Here is a 19,030-nt window from a genome sequence, read left to right as displayed (position 1 = left end):
TGCAAACTTAGAGGTCATTAGGGCTTGCGTGGATTTTGTCTTTTAGAAGATTGGATTTTGTCTGGCTTTTAACCAAAAAATGGGCACGATGCTTGCCCAACTTGGGTACGCTGCTTACCCAACATGAGCACGGTGCTTACCCCGGATGGGCAGAATTGACGACAGACAGCTGCCCAATAATGGCATATTATAATATCCGTATTCCTGCTTTCAGGCTTCTGCCAATGCATGGGAAAAAAAATATCGCCCAAGAAAAAGACTTGAGCGATATTCTTTTTTTTGGATACATCAGCTTATTTCACCACCTTGATGACACGTGGCGCCACCTTGCTGCCCTCGATGCGGACGAGGAAGACGGGAGCCTTGACATCGGAGAGGGAAGTAAGGGCCGACGTGATCTGTCGGGATGAAAGGAGGCGTCCGGCGGTGTTATACACCTTGAGGACTGCACCCACGGCATTCTGGCTGACACGCAGAGTGGCGGTAGTGCGGTCGTATGCCACAAGCGGAGCTGCCTGGAGGGAGTGGATGGCGTTGACATGGAATTCAGAAGACTGCTGCTCACCCATCAGACTGTTGAGATATACCTCAAGCGCCGTGTATCCCTGGGCATTGACCATATTCTGGTCTGCCACTTCAGGATTGAGACCATGCTGGCGCTCCCAGTCGTCGGGAATGCCGTCGCCATCGGTGTCTGTCGGCACAGTGTAGTCGGTGGCATACTGTATGAAGCCTTCACAATCAGCCTCGGTGTCGATGATTCCCTTCTTGGCGCCATAGGTGGCACCGCCGTAGAGGTTCACTCCCGTGGTTGCCTCCTCAACGACACGCTTCTCTACGGCGTCGCGACGGATGGTGCCGGCAGTGCGGAGAACGGTCTGATAGGCCTGTTCGCCACTCTCCACATTGTATATCATATACATCTCAGGGTCGTAGGTGCCCACGTTGCCCGCCTTTGAATACTTGTAGTAGTTGTGCTCCGGCACGATGCGCTCATCCACTCTGATGTCGGAGAGCGAATAATGCTCGGCACTCATCGCCTTCCAGTTGTCGGCGGTGCGGTTGGCGTCGCCCTCTATCACGTTGCCGTTGACATACCATTTTGCCGGTCCCCAGGAGGTGGCGCCACTTCGGGCGTAGCTGGAAGTGACAAGCACGACACCCGACTTGTTGGATGCAGGTCCCGGCTTGTAGTAGTTGCCGATGAAGTTGCATTCGTGGGCTGAGTTCATACCGTTGTATGATGTTATGTCGGCGGTGTTCTCGCCGCCGTAGCATCCGCCGTTGCCGCCGAAGTTGTAGTTCACATTGTTTATATACTCAAGGAAGACAACATAATCCTCGCCTCTGGCACCGTTGATACGCGGCGAGCGCGACTTGTTGTCGGCAAGCAGGTTGCGATAATAAGACGCCGGCGAACCGCCCCACTGGGTGCCGTAGCCTCGTTTGCCCTTCTTGTGGCCGGCATTGTAGAGGCCTTCATGAACGATGGTGTTCTGCACGGTGAGGAAGTGGCAGTCCTGGGTGTTCATGTTCTCTTCCATCGACCATCCCACCACGCAGTGGTCAAAGATGTAGTTGTTGCAGTTTTCCACGCCGAGTGCCTGGTCCTGCAGAATCTGTCCGTTCACATCCTTCTGTCCGCAGCGGAAACGCACGTTGCGGATGATGAAGTTCTGCGATCCGCCCAAGTTTATCTTGTTGTGGGTGATGACGATGCCGTCGCCCGGTGCTGTCTGTCCGGCGAGTGTCCAGTCGGCACGGTTTATGCGGAGCTGGTCGGCAAGACGGATGTCGCCGCTCACGGCGAACACGATGGTGAGAGGTTCGCCGGGATACTGCTGGAACGCCCAGCGCAGGGTACCCTCCGAACCGTCGTCGGCAAGCGAAGTGACCTTCACCACCCTACCGCCACGGCCTCCTGTGGCATATTTCCCGAATCCTTCTGCCGTAGGGAATGCCGTAATGCGGAGAGCATCGGAAGCGAGGACCGCCTTTGACACGACTCCCTTCCTGGATACCGACGCCACACTGTATCTGGCATCATCGGCAGCATCCTTGGTGAGGGAGCGGTCGGTGGTGAAACGAAGGAAGGCGCCATCCTTATATATAATATATCCGGCAGCGTTGTCGTCGCTCTCCCATGAGATCTCGTTAGGGGTCACGACAAAGTTCATCGGCGCTGCCGCACCACGGAGAATCTTCTCGTAGTCGAACGGTTCATCCTTGTATTTCGCAAAGAGGAACTTAGGGTTCATATATGCCTCCACCTCGGCATCCGTTGCCTGATGTGAGAAGCTGGCACGCGACGACACGTCGGCAAGACTGCCCGTAGCGGCATCGATGCTCTTGTATTCGTATAGCGATGCCTTGTTTTCAGAGCCGCTCCAGTCTTTCCATCCCTTGGCGTTGATAGCCTTGGGGAGTTTGCAGTCGATGAACATCGCTCCGCAGGTTTCCTTCCATGGTCTGCCGAGATAGTATGCGCCGTCGGCAACGCCATCGGCTGCCGTCACCGTGCAGTTGCGGAAGAAGAGACCGGGATAGAACTTGTCGGCACTGAGCTCGGGATACATCACCTTGGTCATCGGCATGCCGCTCTCGGCAGGTGCCGTGATATAGCCGCCTCCCTTGAGGAGGTGGATACGGCAACTGTCAAACCATTCCATTCCTCCGTCGTAGACGAAGTCGGTGGCGCCTTCTATGGTGCAGTTGGTGAAATAGCCGCGTGCTCCCACATTTGCCTTATAGGTGTCCTGATAGCCGCTGAGGATGCAGTTGTTGAAGATATGGGCGTCGCCGTTGGTGAAGAGTGCCTCTGCCTGTCCCACATTGCCGCTGGTGTTGCGGATGGTGAGGTTTTCGGCATAGAAGCGGCTGGCATAGACGTTGAGGGCGGCGCAGTCGTTGTAGGTATTGTCCTCATTGCCTTTTCCGCGGCTTACGCCAGAGGTGAGGATGGTGGTCTGCTTGTCTTCGCCGATGAGAGAGAAGTATTTGTTCTTCGTGCTCTTCCTTCCGGCATAGACGTTCTCCTCATACACTCCCGGACGGATGTATATGATGCCACGCGAACCTTCGGGAATGGCATTGATGGCATCCTGTATCTTGGTGTAGTCGCCGGTGCCGTCTTGTGCCACGGTGGATATCACCACGGCGGCATTGTCGTCGGGAGCGACGGTCTCACCGTCTTCACCGCTGCCTCCGCCGAGGTCGGAGAGGGTGCCTACGTCAGATACGGGATGGTCTGTGGCATACTGTGCCTGTTCGGCGGTTATCTCACTACCGAAAATCTGTATCTTGTGTACGCGTGGTGCCTGCATCTGGGCGTAGGGGTTGAGCGAGGTGGTGAAAGGACATTTGCCGTCGGCATCCACCTGCACGGGATTCTTGAGGTCTTCGCCGTCCCACACTCTCCAGCGGAGCGACACGTCGGAGGCGTTGATGACGTTCTCCATGAAATAGCCCTGGTCGGAGAAGACGGTCCATCCCATCTTGTGTTTCTCTGACCCCATCCATACGAGCGGTTTCCATTCGCCGTCGCCAATCTTATAGTCGCATTTTATGCCACGGCCCCAGGAGGTTGACGACCACGACCACTGCACACGGTCTACGTATGGTATATGGTCTATCTCTATCCATCCGTGCTGCGACACCTTGTTGCCGGCGGCATCTGTGATAGCTGCGTCGCGACACATCTGGACGAAGCCTGCCTCGCCATAGTTGGGGTTGCCGGAGGCGTCGTATGTGATGTTGTCTTCGAGATGGAGCGTGTGACCGGCAACGGTCCAGTCGTTGAATGTGGCGGTGCTGTTGCCGGTCTTGTTCTGACCGAGGTAATACTGTCGGCAGAAGGCTGCCGTGGCACCGGCGAAACCGTTGTATGACTTCTTGGTGGCGAAAGTGCAGTTGTGGAAGAGCACAGGATACTGCACGGCTGTGCCGCCGTTGGCTCCCACTTTCAGCACGGCATTGACATAACCGCCCTTGGCAAAGTCGGGACAGTCTACTCCTGTCTCTCCCTTCCAGGTGTCGGGCCATGTAGCGTCGCTGAAATTGATGTCGATGACTTTCGGATAGGTTGATGAGTTGCTCCATTGCGCCACTACCGACGTGGGGTCGAGACTGCCCTCGATGGTAGCATAGGCTGGCTGCAACGCCAATAGCGCCAAAGCGGTGATACCGGCATTTCTGATTTTCTTTAGCATATCGTTTTGTTTATAGTAGTTTTGTTGAGATTCGGGTCTCCGGAGGGGGAGATGAATATATTAAAATATCCTTCTTTGGCAGTTTTCAGGCTGCCGTATATTACGACACACCCTTTGAATATGTCGCTTTAACCTTTAAATTGCCTTTTCTATATTTACGCCTTTCACAAGCATTCTTTAATCATATCAATACCGAACGCATGTCAGCAGTCCTTTGATTTTGTCTATAAGAAGCCTTGTTTTTTCGAAAAAAGGCTTTACGTCCTCTTCTTCCCATTCAAAACAATCGTCATAATCACCCGAATGACGCATATTCTGAAGAATCGATATCGTACGACCATCTTCTCTTGTAAGGATACCTGTCCTGACAAAATGCTCATTAATCTTTGCTATCATGCCTGCATGGGTCTTTACATACATTCCCTTGTCTACCAACAAAGCATTTCCGACATAATACAATGCATAATACAAACGATTTGCAGCTAATGTCCAATGACCACAAGCTGCACAATCTTTTGCCTCAATCAATGTCTTTTCTGCCTTTTCTACTCTATATTTGACAATTTCTTTCTGAGACTCTATATCTAATGCCATAAATCTACGCCCTCTCTTTCTACATTATGGTGAAACATAGTCAACTTACGCTCATCCCATTCTTTTTGGGTATAAACGACAGGATTTATCTCCTCATTGTTCTCATAGCCCAATTCCATGAATGGGCATGCATACTTTTCTATATCAGACACGCTGCGACGGTCTTTATTCAATATAATCAGCAAGTCCCAGTCGGAATCTTCACGTGCGGTATTTCTTGCACGTGACCCAAAAAGGACTACACGGGCATCAACGGGAAGTATCTTACTTGCCGTTTCCCTAATCATTTGTATCGTTATACCATCGTTCGTCATAAACCAAGTATTTTTTGCAAATATAGCATTTTCCCTGACAAGTTCAAAGGAAGGACGAAAAAAACTCCCGCCTGACGAAATGCCTGACGGGAGTTGTTTTTTCATCGATACGCTAATCGGTGTGGACGTTGTCCATATTGAGAGATTGTTACTTAACGATCTTTGCTGATGTGCCGTCGCTATACTTCACGATGTTCACTCCGTCCTGCAAGCTGCTCACCTGTGCGCCAGCCAGTGTGTAGATGGCAGTGATGTTCTTTACTGTTGTAGTCTCTGCCGAGCTGATGCCGTCTACGCTACCACCCTGGGCAACGAACTTGATCTGGTGCAAGCAGAGGTTCTTGTTGCCACCGGCCATCAAAGCATACTGACGGCCAGCCTCTACCTGAGCCTCAACGAAAGCAGGAGCGTTCTCAACGGTTCCGTTCTCACCATCGTTGCGGAAGTTGTTCGTTGCGATCATTGCTCCGAACTCGCCTTCTGCCTTCTCGTCATCGGTAGCGAGCTTGTAGATACCGATCTCACGGCTGTTGTTGCCGGCATAAACACCGAAGCTCAACACACCTGCCTTCTTAGGTGTAACGGCAACGATACCATGGTTGCTTGCCTTAACCTCTGCAATGTCCTGGATGGTAATGCCTTCTTCCCAGTTGTTCTGAGCCAATGTAGAACCGGCATTAACATAACCAGTATAACCAGGATTCTCCTTCTTGATCTGAGAGAGCTTTCCGTTTGCGGTATATACTGGAGTCTTGTCAACGGCAGCTGTGATGACGAGGTCGTCGTTCTCAAACATCACTGTTCCTGCCGGAAGAGCGGCACCGATATTCCAAGCGTCTGCAACCCACTGTGCATCGAAAGCGGCAGTGATCTCATCGTTTGTCATCGTAACGGCATAAGTGTTTGCCTCAACCTGAGAAAGGATGTAAGGAGTTGTAGCCTCCTGTGCGCTGGCTGAAACCATACCCATAAGGGCGATTGCTGAAAGTAGAATTTTCTTCATAATCTTTAATTTTTAAATAGTCCTTTGTTTATATTTAAATAAAAGACGTAGTGCCAATGGTATTGTAACCATGACACTCCGCTTTTTTTTACTATTCAACGAGGAATTCCTCGTCAGCCATTATTTCGTATATGGATTGTATCCAGGGTTCTGACCGAACTCTGACGCATTCTCGAGCTTGTCGAGGAATGTGTTTGGAATCGGGCGTAGGGCATGATACTCCTGCATGCAGTCGTCTTTTGTCATACTCGGGTTGCGGCCGATGATGGTGGAAGCGAACTTGCCCTGTGGAGAGTAAACACGCTTGATGTCGAACCAGCGCAGCCACTCGCCGCAAAGCTCACGGGCACGCTCATCCATAATCCAGTCGATGGTCATCTGTGACGCATTCACCTGTGCCTCGCTCAGGCTGTGGCCAGCCTTCACTACACGTGCCGTACGGATCTCGTTGTTGATCATGTCGGCAGCGGCACCTGGATTGCCAAGGGCGATATAGCACTCGGCAGCGATGAGAGGCATCTCGGCATAGCGCATTATCGGCACGTCGGCATGGCTTGCCTTCTGGTTTGCCTTCTGGTCCATAAGAAGAATAGTTCCGTTCTCATCACCATCCCAGATACGGTATTTTCTGAAGCGTGGGAATGAAGCGGCGATATACTGCGAAGTCTTGGAGTCGTAGTTGGAAGCATCGGTCTTGTAGTTGCGCAGAGGAGCGCCGCCATAAGCGTTCACGTTGCCTGTGTCGTACAGCTCGTCGATGTCTACAGTGGCATAGTTGCGGCTTGTCTCGTCGCTGATGTGCTTGCGGGTGAAATAGAGCAGAGTGTCGTTCACTGCTGATTTCTTGTCCTTGAGCTCTGGCTGGTTATACTTGTTGGCCTCAGCCTCTTTCCACTTGTAAGGATACTTCGACGGGTTCATGAAGGCTTCCTGGAAGTCGGCATCGTAGCGAGCGTCCCAATCCTCCCAGAGGTTCATGAAATAATATGTAGGCATGAGGAGTGTTGACTCTGCCGGATAGTCGAACGATGTCTGTGTGTTCTGGATACCGGCGTTGCCCACGAGCTTCGGAGAGAAGTATGAGTGCAGACGGTTTGGCTTGGAGTCGGCATTCAGTGAAGATACTGATGAGAACGTAGCCACCCACAGATACTCGGTGTTCGTCTTGTTGTTCTTTGCCTGCCATATCTCGTCGTAAGTGTCATAGATTCTGATTCCGAGAGCTGCCTTGTTGTTTATCACATCGAGGGCTGCATCGAGGGCCTGCTGATAGAAAGCCTTCTGAGCGTCGCTTCCTGCCTCCTCATACTGTGCACGGGTCAGAAGAACACGTGCGAGGAGTGCCTTGGCTGCCTTCTTGGTAGAACGGCCTACGTTGCCCTCATAAGGAGTGACAGGCAGGTTCTCTGCAGCGAACTTGGCATCGGGGATGATCACTTCGTCGTAGATTGTCTTGCGGTCGGTGCGCTTGGCTGTGAACACCGGGTCCTTGGTTTCCTTGGTCTTGAGCTCTATGTCGCCGAAGAACTCAGTGAGCCACCAGTAGCAGTAGGAGCGCATGAACTTTGCCTCGCCCTCGAAGTCGCTTCTCTTGTCTGCCGACAGTTCCTTGCAGTCGTCGAGCCTGCCGATGATGGTGTTGCAGACGTTGATGTTGTCGTAGACACGGTTCCACACGTTGGCAAACTGTCCGCGGTCGCCCTGCAGGTCTACGCAGCGTGTGAGCTGCTTACCGTAGTCGTAGTTTGATCCGATATTCTGCCAGATGTCGGCCGATCCCTCCATATAGAGGCAAGGGTCCTCACGTCCGTAGAATTTCCAACGGAAGTTGTAATACATCTGGTTCACGAGGTTCTCCATACCTTTCTCGGTAACGAAGACCGCGTCGGCACCCTCATTGCTTGGATTATATTCGTCGAGCGAGCATGAGGTGAATCCCATCGTCGTTCCACCGAGCAGTGCCGCGATAATATATTTATTGAAATTCTTCATTTTGTTTCCTTTATTGACGGTGATTAGAAGTTTACGTTAAGACCAACGGTTACGCTGCGCTGGTTGCCCTCTGGATCGAAGTGCTTCTGCCAGTCATTCTTCACGAAGTAGAGAGGATCGTTGATTGTGGCATAGATGCGCACGTTGTTTACGCCCATTGCCTTCAATGCTGTGCGTGGCAATGTGTAGCCGAGCGAGATTCTCTTCAGCTTGATGAATGAGTTGTCGCAGTAAGAGAGGCTCTGGTAGCCAACGTAGTCGAAGAGCTTGCGGCCCTTGTAGAGTGCCGGCAGAGAGCCGCCCTCGTTTGTGCCTGCCACCCAGTAGTCGAAGTTAGAGTAGATGCCACCGGTAGAAGGGTCGTAGTTTGCCACCTTGCTCTCGCCCCACTGTCCCCAGCGAGCATAGAAATAGATTGAGAGGTCCCAGTTCTTGTAGCGGAAGTCGTTGTTGAATCCAGCAAACCAGTCCGGTGATGTGGAACCTACATAAGCGATATCCTTGTTCTGGTCGATCACGTGGTCGCCGTCGAGGTCGGCAACCTTGATGTCACCAGCCTGGAAGCGCTGTGTCTTGGCTGCGTCTTTGTAGTATGCTGTCTCGTCGGTCCAGGCGTTCACCTCGTCGGTAGTCCAGATGCCGAGATACTTGAATGTCTTGTATGAGTGGATAGGATGACCTACCATATAGGTCTGTGTCTCCTTCTGTGTACCTGTCTGCAGTTCCTTCAGATTGTCGTAGAGCTCGTCGATCTTCTCGCGGTTGGCTGAGAATGTGAGTGTAGAACCCCATGTGAAGTCCTTTGTCACGATGTTGCGGCTGTTGATAGAGAATTCCACACCGTGGTTCTTCACTGAACCGATGTTCACCATAGTGGCATACTTACCGTCCTGTCCTGCTGATGTAGGCAGTGAGCGCTGCAGAAGGAGGTCGGTGGTCTTCTGTGAATACCAGTCGAAGGTGATGTTCAAGCGGCTGTTGAGGAGCACTGCGTCGAAACCGAGGTCGAAGGATGCTGAACGCTCCCACTTCGTGGTCTTGTTGGCAATCTTGTAGTAACCGTTGTCAACCACACCGAGCAAGTAGCGGTTTGCCTGTGTGTCCTGGAATCCGAAGCTCCAGTCGGCGAAGGTAACACCGCTCCATGTAGCGTATGCGTTTACACTCTGGCTACCTGACACACCGTATGTGGCACGGAGCTTCAAATCGTCGAGCCATGACTTGGTCTGCTTCATCCAAGGCTCGTCGGAGATACGCCATGCAAAGGCTGCTGATGGGAACCACTCCCACTGATGACCAGGGGCAAGCTTTGAAGAACCGTCACGACGGAGGGATGCCTGGAAGAGGTAACGGCCTTTCCAGTCGTACATCACACGGCCGGCATAAGAGAAGTTCTGTGCCTGCTGATAATAGCTTGAGTGTGAGAGTGCGCCCTCACCGCCGTCGTTGCTGCCCATGTTCCACCACAGGTTGCTTGCCAGTGTCTGGCCATTGGATGTAGCGCTCAGATTGTCGGCTACCTTCTTTCCCCATGTGGTGAGGAATGTCAGTGAGAGGTGATGGTCTTCCGGAAGGAGCTTCTTGAAGTTGTATGTCAACACGTTGTTCCACTCCACGTATGTAGAAGAACCCTTCGACATGTTAGACTGGCTTCTTGTCTTGCCGCTCTCGATAAGCGTAGAGTGGTTCTCGGCAATGAAGTCGCCTGAAGAGGAGTTGGTGATGTGGGTGTTGAGTGTCGAGCGCAATGAGAGGCCTTCAATCGGGTGGATATCCAAGTATCCGTTTGCCACTACGTTTGTAGCGTAGGTCTCTTTCTTGTATCTGTCGCCGTCAATACGGTCGATCAGCGGGTTAACATAGTCGTCGGCTGCCAGCGGATATGTCACGAGTTCGTTGCCGATGCTGTACTCGCCGGTTTCATTGTTGTATACACCATAAGGTGAACCCAGCTCAAGACCGGTGTTCTTTGCCTTCATGTATGGTGAATACTCTGAACGGGTATGGGCAAGCTGGAATGTCACTCCTGCACTGATCCACTTGTGGAAGTTGTGGTCGATGTTGGCACGCAGGGTGTAACGGTCGGTACCGCCGCTCTTCTTCCACTTGTCGCCGTCGTTGGCATAGCCCACTGAGAAACGGGCTGCCGTCTTCTCTGTTCCTCCTGAGAGGGTCACGGTGTGCTTGGTGCTCCATGTGGTCTTCTTCTGCATGAGGTCTTCATAGTTTGTCCATGCGCCTGCCTTATAGGCTGCGTATGCCTCGTTGCTTGAGAAGAGCGACTGGTCGTCGGCCTCGCTGCTCCAGAGTCCGGCGTTCTGCGCTGCCAGACGACGGGTGTTGTAGTAGTCGCTTGGCGAACGGTAGTCGGCGCGGTCGGGACGGAAGGCTGCCGTGACGTAACCGTCGTAAGACACTGACATCTTGCCGGCTTCCGGCTTCTTGGTGGTGATGATGATTACACCGTTGGCTCCCTGCGAACCGTAGATGGCTGTTGAGGAGGCGTCTTTCAACACGTCGATAGACTCGATGTCGTTAGGGTTGAGGTCGCTCATGCTGCCGCCCTGCACACCGTCGATGATCACAAGCGGAGAGTTGCCGCCGCTGATTGAACGGTTACCACGGATGCGGAGTTCGCTGCCGTTGATGTCGAGACCTGAGATACGGCCCTGCATGGCTGAAGCAACACTGGTGGTAGGGGTCTGAAGGATGACGTCTGACTTCACTGAGGCTACCGAACCGGTGAGGTCGCGCTTCTTAACGGTACCGAAACCGATAACGACAACGTCGTCGAGCTGGTTTGACTCGGGAACCATCTTGAGCGACAATGGGGTGCCGACGGTAGCCTGCACCTTCTGGGTCTTGTATCCAACGTATGAAATTTCAAGAGTCACCTTTCCCGAAACGTTGTTCAAGGTGAAATTACCGTCGAGGTCTGTAACAGTACCGTTCTTTGTCTGTCCCATAGGGATAACGGTAACACCAATCATTGGCAGTCCTGTCTCGTCAACGATATTACCTTTCACTACCCCACTTTGCTGAACAGCTTGTGGAGAAGGGGCAACGTTTCCGTTGCCTGCGGCATTGGCTGCCACAGGACAAAGCATTGCAGAGGACAGAGCAAGCGTGATGGACATCTTTTTCAAGTTGGCACTTGAATTATACATCTTTCTTGTCTTCATAAAAATAGATTTTAAAATAATTGTATTCTTCCTTATAGTTGAGAAACGGACAGACAAGGTGTTTGTAACCATTATTAATAAAAATTCTTTTGTTTTTAACATAAACCGGTCATTATTTTCTACTTGCATCTTGCGTTTCCTACCCAAAATTCCAATAACGACACCACATTACACCCCTCCCTACACAATAAACCACTACTCATCTGCGTTTTCTCTTAGAACAAAACATAAAGACATGCCAAATATAATAAGGAGAATCATTTTCGTGCTGACGCTCATCCTGTCGGCATCATTACAGACTAAAGCCCAATACGACTTCATACGCCCCGTGAAAGACGCCATACCCGGTGGCTACAACTTCTGGGTTTACACCCCAACGGAATATTACTACACTCTCAACGAGACTCCGGTGATAATATTCCTGCACGGACAGAGCCTCTGCGGAAGAGACCTGAACAGGGTTAGACGCTACGGACCGCTCGACGCCATAGTGAAGGGCAGGCAGGTAGACGCTCTGGTGGTGGTGCCGCAAAACCCCGGCGGAGCGTGGAACCCGAAGAAGATAAACGACGTGCTGGAATGGACGAAACAGAACTATGCCTGCGACTCCACCCGTGTGTATGTCATCGGAATGAGTCTCGGCGGATATGGCACCCTCGACTTCGCCTGCACATATCCCGACAAAGTGGCGGCGGCTCTGGCTATGTGTGGCGGCTGTTCGAAGAAAGACCGCACGCCGCTCGGCAGGCTGCCCCTCTGGATAATCCACGGCACTGCCGACAGGGCGGTATCCATAAGCCAGTCTAAATCGGTGGTCAACGACCTCGAGATGTCCGGCAACGACTCCCGTCTGCGCTACACCTGGCTGCAGGGCGCCAACCACGGTGCTCCGGCACGCTTCTTCTATATGCGCAAGACCTACGACTGGCTCTTCTCCCACTCCCTGCTCGACCCCGACCGCCCCGTAAACAAGGAGATAACCCTCGACATGTCCGACCTCCCCAAAGCCTACCGCGACATGGACTTCGGCAAGGCTGACCCCGAAACGGTGTATGAAACGACTATAAAGTGATTCTGTCTGAATCGGGTTGATGGGCGAGGTGGAGTTTAGCAAAACAAATCTTGATGACCGATTGAAGTTCAGCCCCAAAGCCTTAATTGAAACAAAAAAACGGATTGTCCGAAGCCAACAACGCTCCAGACAATCCGTTTTTTCATGCCAATGCAAATGGTTACCGTCCCATGCAGCCGCGAGGTGCCGAAGGACGGTTTGGCACCACCTCACCGGCATGTTTCCGACTGAATTCCAGATTGATATCGGCAAGTTCACGACGACCGAAGATATAGTCGTCATACATGTCATCCATATCCACTCCATCGCAATCACCGTCGCAGAAGTTAAGCGACTCCTTCACGATTGCCATTCGTTCATCCACCGTAGTGTCTTTGATAAGAAGGCTTTTCTTTGTCATATTTCTATCTTGTTATTATTGTTTTTATAATCCCAGTTTGTCCTGTTCATTCCGAATCTGCCATCAGAGCCTGCTTGAATTTTGGCAATTTAGAACATAATCCTTATTCCTCCCGTTCGCCCCAGAATCGTTCATCAGAGCTTGACTGGATTTTGGGGGATTTTCAGATTAGCAGCACGCCAATCTCATTAACGGATATCACAAGCCAAAGCTTCTCTTCGCCTGTCGCAAAGTGTTTTCACCAACAGTATAGGCATAGCAGGCTGACGGAATAAAATGCAGTGTGCCGAAATCCATATCCTTCCTGCCTCTCTGCCCTATAGTTGTGACCAAGGCCTGAGACAAATGATTCTTTTCCATGAAATACTTCAACGAAGACAATTCTGAGGGTCTGTCGAAGAAATGGTCAGTCCATTTCACTTCCACCGCCCAACTTGGCTTCTGCAAGGCATCATTAATACCTACCAGATCCACCTCTCCCTGAGTGCGGCCTATTTTCCAGTTTGCATATGCGATACGCTCATCGCGCGGTATCCACTGTGAATAAACAGCCGTCTCTATCATGTCACCGATATTTCCATCTGTCATCTTCACCGGCTCAAATAAAGCACACCTCAAAGAGGGGTTCGTCAGATAAATCTTGAACGTGGTCTGGCGCTGGAACCTCCTTGCCGTATCATCGGTCTTATTCACCACTTTTATCAAGAAAGCAGCCTCCAGATATTGTATATACCTACGAATGGTTTCCTTCTTAACCCCTGATTCTTTCGACATTCCATCATACGAGAACTCCATCCCACTATGATAAGCTATCATAGTAAACAAGGAATTAAGTTCCTGCACATCGGAAATACCGTAAAGACTCGGCAAATCGCGCAACAAGACCTTGTCAACAATGTCATGACGCACAAACTGGCTGGGATCTTTCTGAATACGAGCTGAGAAAGCCACCTCTGGATAACCTCCGAAATTGATATAATCCAGAAAAAGTTCATTCAATTGGCCCATGTCAATGGAATCATATACAGAACTCTCTATGCCGCCCCACTCCACTTTGGATTCACGCATAATAATATCATAGCCGCGCAGATGGATATACTCAAAGAAAAGCAATGGCGGCAGATTGAAATCAGTAAACCTCCCGGCTCCGCTCTCATTGCTGCTCTTCTTGAGTGCTGCAGCTGCAGAACCAGATGCCACAAATTTCACATTGTGGTATGTATCCACCAAAGACTTAAGATTTATCTCCCAGTCTTTCAAATATTGTATCTCGTCAAAAAAGACATAAAACTGCTCCTTGCCCTTCTCCTTGCCAAGAATCTGACATGCCAGATTAAACAATTGCTCCAAAAGAATATTGTTATATATCGGAGTTTCCACCGACACATAAATGATATTCTGCGGTGAGACCCCTTCGTCTATCAGCTTTTTTATCGAATGATAGATCATCACGGTCTTGCCTACTCGCCGAGGTCCCATCAATATAATAGCACGTTGAATGTCGACATCCTTCACCAAGGGATAAAAGATATCAAGATATAGTCTGGGACTCATCTTTCCATAAAAAGATGGAACCTTTCCTTCTGTCCACCAGGGATTGTCAACTTTCAATCTCCCCAATATCTGCTTCTCCAAAATTGCCGTATACTCCATAACAATCGCATTTTAGGCTACAAATATAGCCTATTTTCTCTTAATCTGCAAATTTTGTAGAAATAAGCTCATAAAAACAAGCTTATTTTGCAAAATCAGCCCTTTCAGCCCTTTTTCAATGCATAATAAGAAGCAAAGAGCCCCAAATCCGTGCCTCCCAGAATTAAATTACACCTCCAACTACCTGATTATCAACACTTAAACACCCGTTTGCAGAATAAGCCTATTTAAACAGGCTTATTTTACAAACAGAAGAACTGAGGAGTACTGGACCAATTACAATCGAGTGGTATCTCATATTTAACTGTTCTGTGTCCAACAGAAGCATCTCCAAGGAAGATATTGAAAAGGACGGTATGCTGAAGAACCACCGCTATTGCGACAGACACCAAGGCGACTTCTTGAAAGGACTTGACCTTACAGGAGGTCATTCTATTGGCTTTCAATTTTACTTCGCCATTGGACTACAGAGAAAAGAAAGCGAACGGACATCCCCACTTTGGGCGGGTGGATATCCGCCGTTTTTCATTAATCCTAGTCGTCAAAACAAATCCTACATGGTCTACGATGCAGCTCTTCTGCTTTTTTCAAAGATATCCGCTTTACATCACCACCACATCTGTTCAGGCCTCGGCAATTGTCGCTCTTATGATAAACCTCAGCAGTTGTACCAGTACATATAAAAACAGACTCAGAGATACATGAGACAAAGAATGCCAAAATCAGACTTAACACTATAGCCTTTACCATCGTATCAGAAGTTCCAACAAACGAAATCCACCCGAAAGAATCATCACTATGCCAACTAATGACAACGCTACAATAATATAATGATCAATAGTTTTAGAGTTATTCAGCCTCAACCAAGATGGGAATTTCTTCCACAAAAGATAGCCAAGAACAACCTGAAATACTGAATGTATCATACATCTTTCTCTTTACTATTTAACATATGGTTTAATTGCATCTATACTCCATGCATAATTGAGATTAGCCTGCGAGCCATCAGCAAAGCTTCCAGATGTTATTCCAACGACCTCACCATATTCGTTAATTAATGCGCCACCACTACTGCCATGATCAATCAACGCACTGATTTGCATAAGATTCTCACCACGCCATTGAGACACCTCGCCAGAGGAGAAGGTGTTTTCAAGACCTTGTGGACTGCCTATTGCGAAGACCTTATCACCTATTTGTGGTTTCTTATCAGCTATAGGTATAGAACTTGAATTATTATAATCCACACGGAAAAGGATAAAATCCTCTTCTTCACTTCGCTGATAAATATCTGTAACTTTATATGCAGTATCATCACCAGGCATTTTTATGGCCTCATCGCCAATTGTTGTTCCTTTGAACACATGGTAATTACTAACAGCCAGCCCATCATCCCCGATAAAGAAGCCAGAGCCTTGATAAACATTATTACCATCAGTAGTAAATATCATAAAAACGGCATTGCTATAACGCTTAAATATTTCCGAACCAGAAAGAGGGGTATTACTTCTCTTTATGCGGTCAGCCCTCTCCCTTATATTACGGGGGCTTTCCCTGTTTGTTTTTTCGGTTCGTAAACAATCTGCTCTACCCCTGTTAATAGCCTTCCTGCATCCAACAAAGGTTGAACAACAAATCATAACTATCAATAGAAAAAAGTTCCTTTTCATTTTTGTTTGTTTCCTGCTGGTTTCTCAATTTTGGGAATTATTTGTATAATAAAGCGTTTATTATTATCTTCGACAATATTGTCTCTGTTAACCCCATTGAATCCACTACCTGCAATTATTATTTCAGTATTACTCTCTCTAAAATTCAAACCTTTCCATTTGTTGTATAAAGCCAGGGCTCTACGATAACTCAATTCATACATCCCCATATTGTCTGGGTTGAATGTTCCTGCTCTAAGTTCTTTGTAAGGGATGGCAGCGGTACCCTCTATGACTAGTTGATACTTAAAATCCCTGTTGTGCACTTTTAGTGTATCTATAAGTTTTTTTATGTCAGCTCCGACTTTATTAACAGTTTCAAGATATTCATCCTTTATTACAGCTTCATTGGGTTTGAAAATCTCAATCCCAACAAAATCTTTAGCATAAAACATTCTCTTTTGTTCATCATATTTTAATGACGAAGATGCAGTCAAAGTATTGAACTGATCTTGAAGCCGTAGTATTTGGTTAAGTTGTTCATTAGTTGCATTAGCATCCTCCAGAGCCTTTTCTAATTTTTCTTTAGCCTCTTGTACTTGACGATTTACAGTACCCATTGCGACAACGACAACAACAAAGAGAACCAATACTGCGAAAAACAGACTAGTCATCAAGTCTGAATAACTTGTCCAAAAAAGAGCTTTTTTATTGTTTGTAGCCATGATAGATTATATTAGAGCCCAAAGAGTCTTAAAATCAATAAAATAAGAAGTGAAACGAATGAACCGCAAGCACAAATTGGCAGGTAAATTCGTTTAATGAAGGCAAACATTCCTTTCTTTTTGGGCGCGGTTTCTTTACCATCTGATACGGAGGAGTTCAAAGTCATCAAAGACGGATTAGTCAGCGTTTTATTTAACTTGTCAAGTGTCTTTGAGAGTTCTGAGAGAGCTTGCAACTGCCCTGGAGTTTCTTGTAGTTTCTTTATAATAGCTTGCTGCTGATCTTCAAGAGCCTTCTCTAATGCAACTTTCTGTGATGAGAGAGCTTCCGCTATAACCGTATTTTGTGCTTCGAATGCTTCTTTAATGCCTTTAATACCTTCATCGAATGTTTCTTTAAGTCCCGAGAACGGATTGTCTATTAAGTCTATCTTTTCGTTGACGGCATTTTGCTGCTCTTCAAGGCTCTTAGCAAGAGAATTTTGCTGCTCTTCAATAAGTAATTGTATTCTTTGATTCTGTTCCTGGAATTTACCCGTTAAATCGCCAATACTATTAGACAAACTATCTCCAAGATTGGACAATGCATCCTGAAGAACAGAGTCGATGGATGACATTTGTTGACGCATCATTCCCTGTCTGTCACGAACAAACTCAATTTCATTCTTGAAATAATTACCAAGTTCCTCAAACAACAGAGTGCGTTCTTCTACAGAACCTATCTTATTGTTAAGTTCAACAACCTTGGTAACATATTCTTCTGAATTTGCGAAAATTTCAAAAAGATTCTCAAGCTCTTCTGTACATCCCTGAAGTTTATCGTAAACTTCAATATTGGCTTTGGCAATCTTATTGATCTTTATCTTGTCAATAGCCTCCAGAAGTTTTACCTGCCCATCGTAATTATCCTTTACTGTACTCAGTGTTTCTTTTAATTCGCGGGTATTATCAGCAAAAGTCCTATTGAACTCATTCAAGTCCTGAGTCATCTTAATAAGAGCGCCAGTAATATCGTCGCTCAGTTTAGACATCAAGTCTGTTTGAATCCAAGTCAAGAAATGGTTTTTGTTCTTTGCCATTTCCGTCCTTGCTTCATTATAATGAGCAGTAGATTGCTTCGTAAAGAATACACCAGCAAGGCTGGCAATCATTGCTATACCGACATCTGTTAAAAGTATCTTGATACCCTCCGGATTCATGTTGGAACCTGAAAGAAGATTTGCCAAATCTTTCCATGCAAAAATTACGATACCAAAGGCAATACCAAAAATGGTTGCAATAAGTCCCCAATAAAGAGGTACAGTCAGCATAGTGTCGACCTCATCCTCTAATGATTGAGAATTACGATTGACGATTTCTTTAAGGATATGGTAATCGTAGGTCTTATTTTTATTATATACCAAATACGAATTTATATCATCAAGAGTGTCCTTAAATTGGCCCGTTGCAGAATCATTAACAAGCTTTGTAAACCTTTGATCTTCGTCAACATCTATAATTGTGTTGTTGGATGAAGGGAATAGGGATTTTATATCATCAATCCTTCTCTCGTTTTCTCTGTATGTTTTATACTGCCATATTAAAACGACAATTACAATAGCAGATACTATAAAATATTGAATGCCCATGGTTGTTATTCTCTTGTAAGTTTTATTTTAGCCTTTGGTTCTATAGGAACCAAAGTTCCATTGTGGTACTTAGCCTTACCCCATTCACATATAGAGATATGGTTAGCCATTTCAACACTATCTACAATTTCAAAGAAATTCTCTAACTCTGCTATTTTCTGACACATTGATTTATGAGCTCCTTTTTCTACATTGAATTGGTAGATAGCGTTGCCATCAACACCAACTCGACCAATTATAGGTGCGTCATCAGATAGCGTTTGGTAGAGCATCTGACCTTCAATAATGAAATACTTATTGTCACCTACATCACCGATCAAAGAAGGTTCATAAGCAGAAATTCGCTTTTTTAAATCATTTATTTCTTTGTGCAGCGTTTGGATTTCTTTTTCCTTCTCGTCTTTTAGCCTATTAAGTTCCTTGGTATACTCGAACTGAAGTTCTGATATCTTTGTTTCATTTTCTTCGGTTAGTTTCTTTATCTGAGCAGATTTTTTATCACTTTCTTCTAGTACCATCTGGGAATAATCTTTGGCTTCTTTCAAATCAGCGCTCAAAGACTCAATTTTAGCAGCGGACTTCTCAGCATCTTTACGAGATCTTTTCAGAG

Annotated in this window: 13 protein-coding genes; 1 reads left to right on the top strand and 12 read right to left on the bottom strand. The window is 47.7% G+C overall.

What is annotated here, in order from left to right:
- Positions 1-293 precede the first annotated feature (293 nt).
- The 6 genes from QVO99_RS10195 to QVO99_RS10170 form a co-directional block, all read right to left on the bottom strand.
- On the bottom strand, positions 294-4,208 hold the full coding sequence (locus QVO99_RS10195; RefSeq protein ID WP_022317512.1) for a pectinesterase family protein: 3,915 nt from the start codon (positions 4,206-4,208) through the stop codon (positions 294-296).
- A gap of 186 nt (positions 4,209-4,394) precedes the next feature.
- On the bottom strand, positions 4,395-4,802 hold the full coding sequence (locus QVO99_RS10190; protein ID WP_022317511.1) for a HEPN domain-containing protein: 408 nt from the start codon (positions 4,800-4,802) through the stop codon (positions 4,395-4,397).
- Positions 4,793-5,221, bottom strand: a complete 429-nt coding sequence (locus tag QVO99_RS10185; RefSeq protein ID WP_231556887.1) for a nucleotidyltransferase domain-containing protein — start codon at positions 5,219-5,221, stop codon at positions 4,793-4,795. Before QVO99_RS10185 ends, QVO99_RS10190 begins: the two co-directional genes overlap by 10 nt.
- Before the next feature lie 43 nt (positions 5,222-5,264).
- On the bottom strand, positions 5,265-6,119 hold the full coding sequence (locus tag QVO99_RS10180) for a hypothetical protein (protein WP_022317509.1): 855 nt from the start codon (positions 6,117-6,119) through the stop codon (positions 5,265-5,267).
- A 120-nt stretch (positions 6,120-6,239) separates the two neighbouring features.
- The gene (locus QVO99_RS10175; protein WP_022317508.1) at positions 6,240-8,111 is read right to left on the bottom strand and encodes a RagB/SusD family nutrient uptake outer membrane protein; all 1,872 of its coding nucleotides are present in this window, start codon (positions 8,109-8,111) and stop codon (positions 6,240-6,242) included.
- A gap of 23 nt (positions 8,112-8,134) precedes the next feature.
- A complete protein-coding gene (locus QVO99_RS10170) occupies positions 8,135-11,293 on the bottom strand; it encodes a SusC/RagA family TonB-linked outer membrane protein (protein WP_022317507.1) in 3,159 nt (1,052 codons plus the stop codon).
- Between the two features lie 235 nt (positions 11,294-11,528).
- Here QVO99_RS10170 and QVO99_RS10165 point away from each other — a divergent pair, with 235 nt between their 5' ends.
- Positions 11,529-12,365 (top strand): alpha/beta hydrolase-fold protein, encoded by an 837-nt coding sequence (locus QVO99_RS10165; RefSeq protein ID WP_022317506.1) that lies wholly within the window; start codon positions 11,529-11,531, stop codon positions 12,363-12,365.
- 160 nt (positions 12,366-12,525) lie between these two features.
- Here the strand turns inward: QVO99_RS10165 and QVO99_RS10160 are convergent, their stop codons facing one another.
- The 6 genes from QVO99_RS10160 to QVO99_RS10135 all read right to left on the bottom strand — a co-directional run.
- Positions 12,526-12,765 (bottom strand): hypothetical protein, encoded by a 240-nt coding sequence (locus QVO99_RS10160; RefSeq protein WP_022317505.1) that lies wholly within the window; start codon positions 12,763-12,765, stop codon positions 12,526-12,528.
- 198 nt (positions 12,766-12,963) lie between these two features.
- Complete coding sequence (locus QVO99_RS10155; RefSeq protein WP_288177177.1) at positions 12,964-14,400, bottom strand: ATP-binding protein; 1,437 nt, start codon at positions 14,398-14,400, stop codon at positions 12,964-12,966.
- A gap of 959 nt (positions 14,401-15,359) precedes the next feature.
- Positions 15,360-16,088, bottom strand: a complete 729-nt coding sequence (locus QVO99_RS10150; RefSeq protein ID WP_022317502.1) for a S1C family serine protease — start codon at positions 16,086-16,088, stop codon at positions 15,360-15,362.
- Positions 16,085-16,792, bottom strand: a complete 708-nt coding sequence (locus QVO99_RS10145; protein ID WP_022317501.1) for a hypothetical protein — start codon at positions 16,790-16,792, stop codon at positions 16,085-16,087. Before QVO99_RS10145 ends, QVO99_RS10150 begins: the two co-directional genes overlap by 4 nt.
- Before the next feature lie 11 nt (positions 16,793-16,803).
- Positions 16,804-18,420 carry a hypothetical protein gene (locus QVO99_RS10140; RefSeq protein ID WP_022317500.1) on the bottom strand — a complete coding sequence of 539 codons (1,617 nt, stop codon included), beginning with the start codon at positions 18,418-18,420 and terminating at the stop codon, positions 16,804-16,806.
- A 5-nt stretch (positions 18,421-18,425) separates the two neighbouring features.
- On the bottom strand, positions 18,426-19,030 hold a 605-nt coding region (locus QVO99_RS10135), incomplete at its 5' end, for a hypothetical protein (RefSeq protein ID WP_288177175.1).

The sequence above is a fragment of the Prevotella sp. CAG:592 genome (genome assembly GCF_000436015.1).
GTDB classification, from domain to species: domain Bacteria; phylum Bacteroidota; class Bacteroidia; order Bacteroidales; family Bacteroidaceae; genus Prevotella; species Prevotella pectinovora.
Note: the sequence above shows the minus strand (reverse complement) of the source record. Positions and strands in the feature narration are given on the sequence as shown.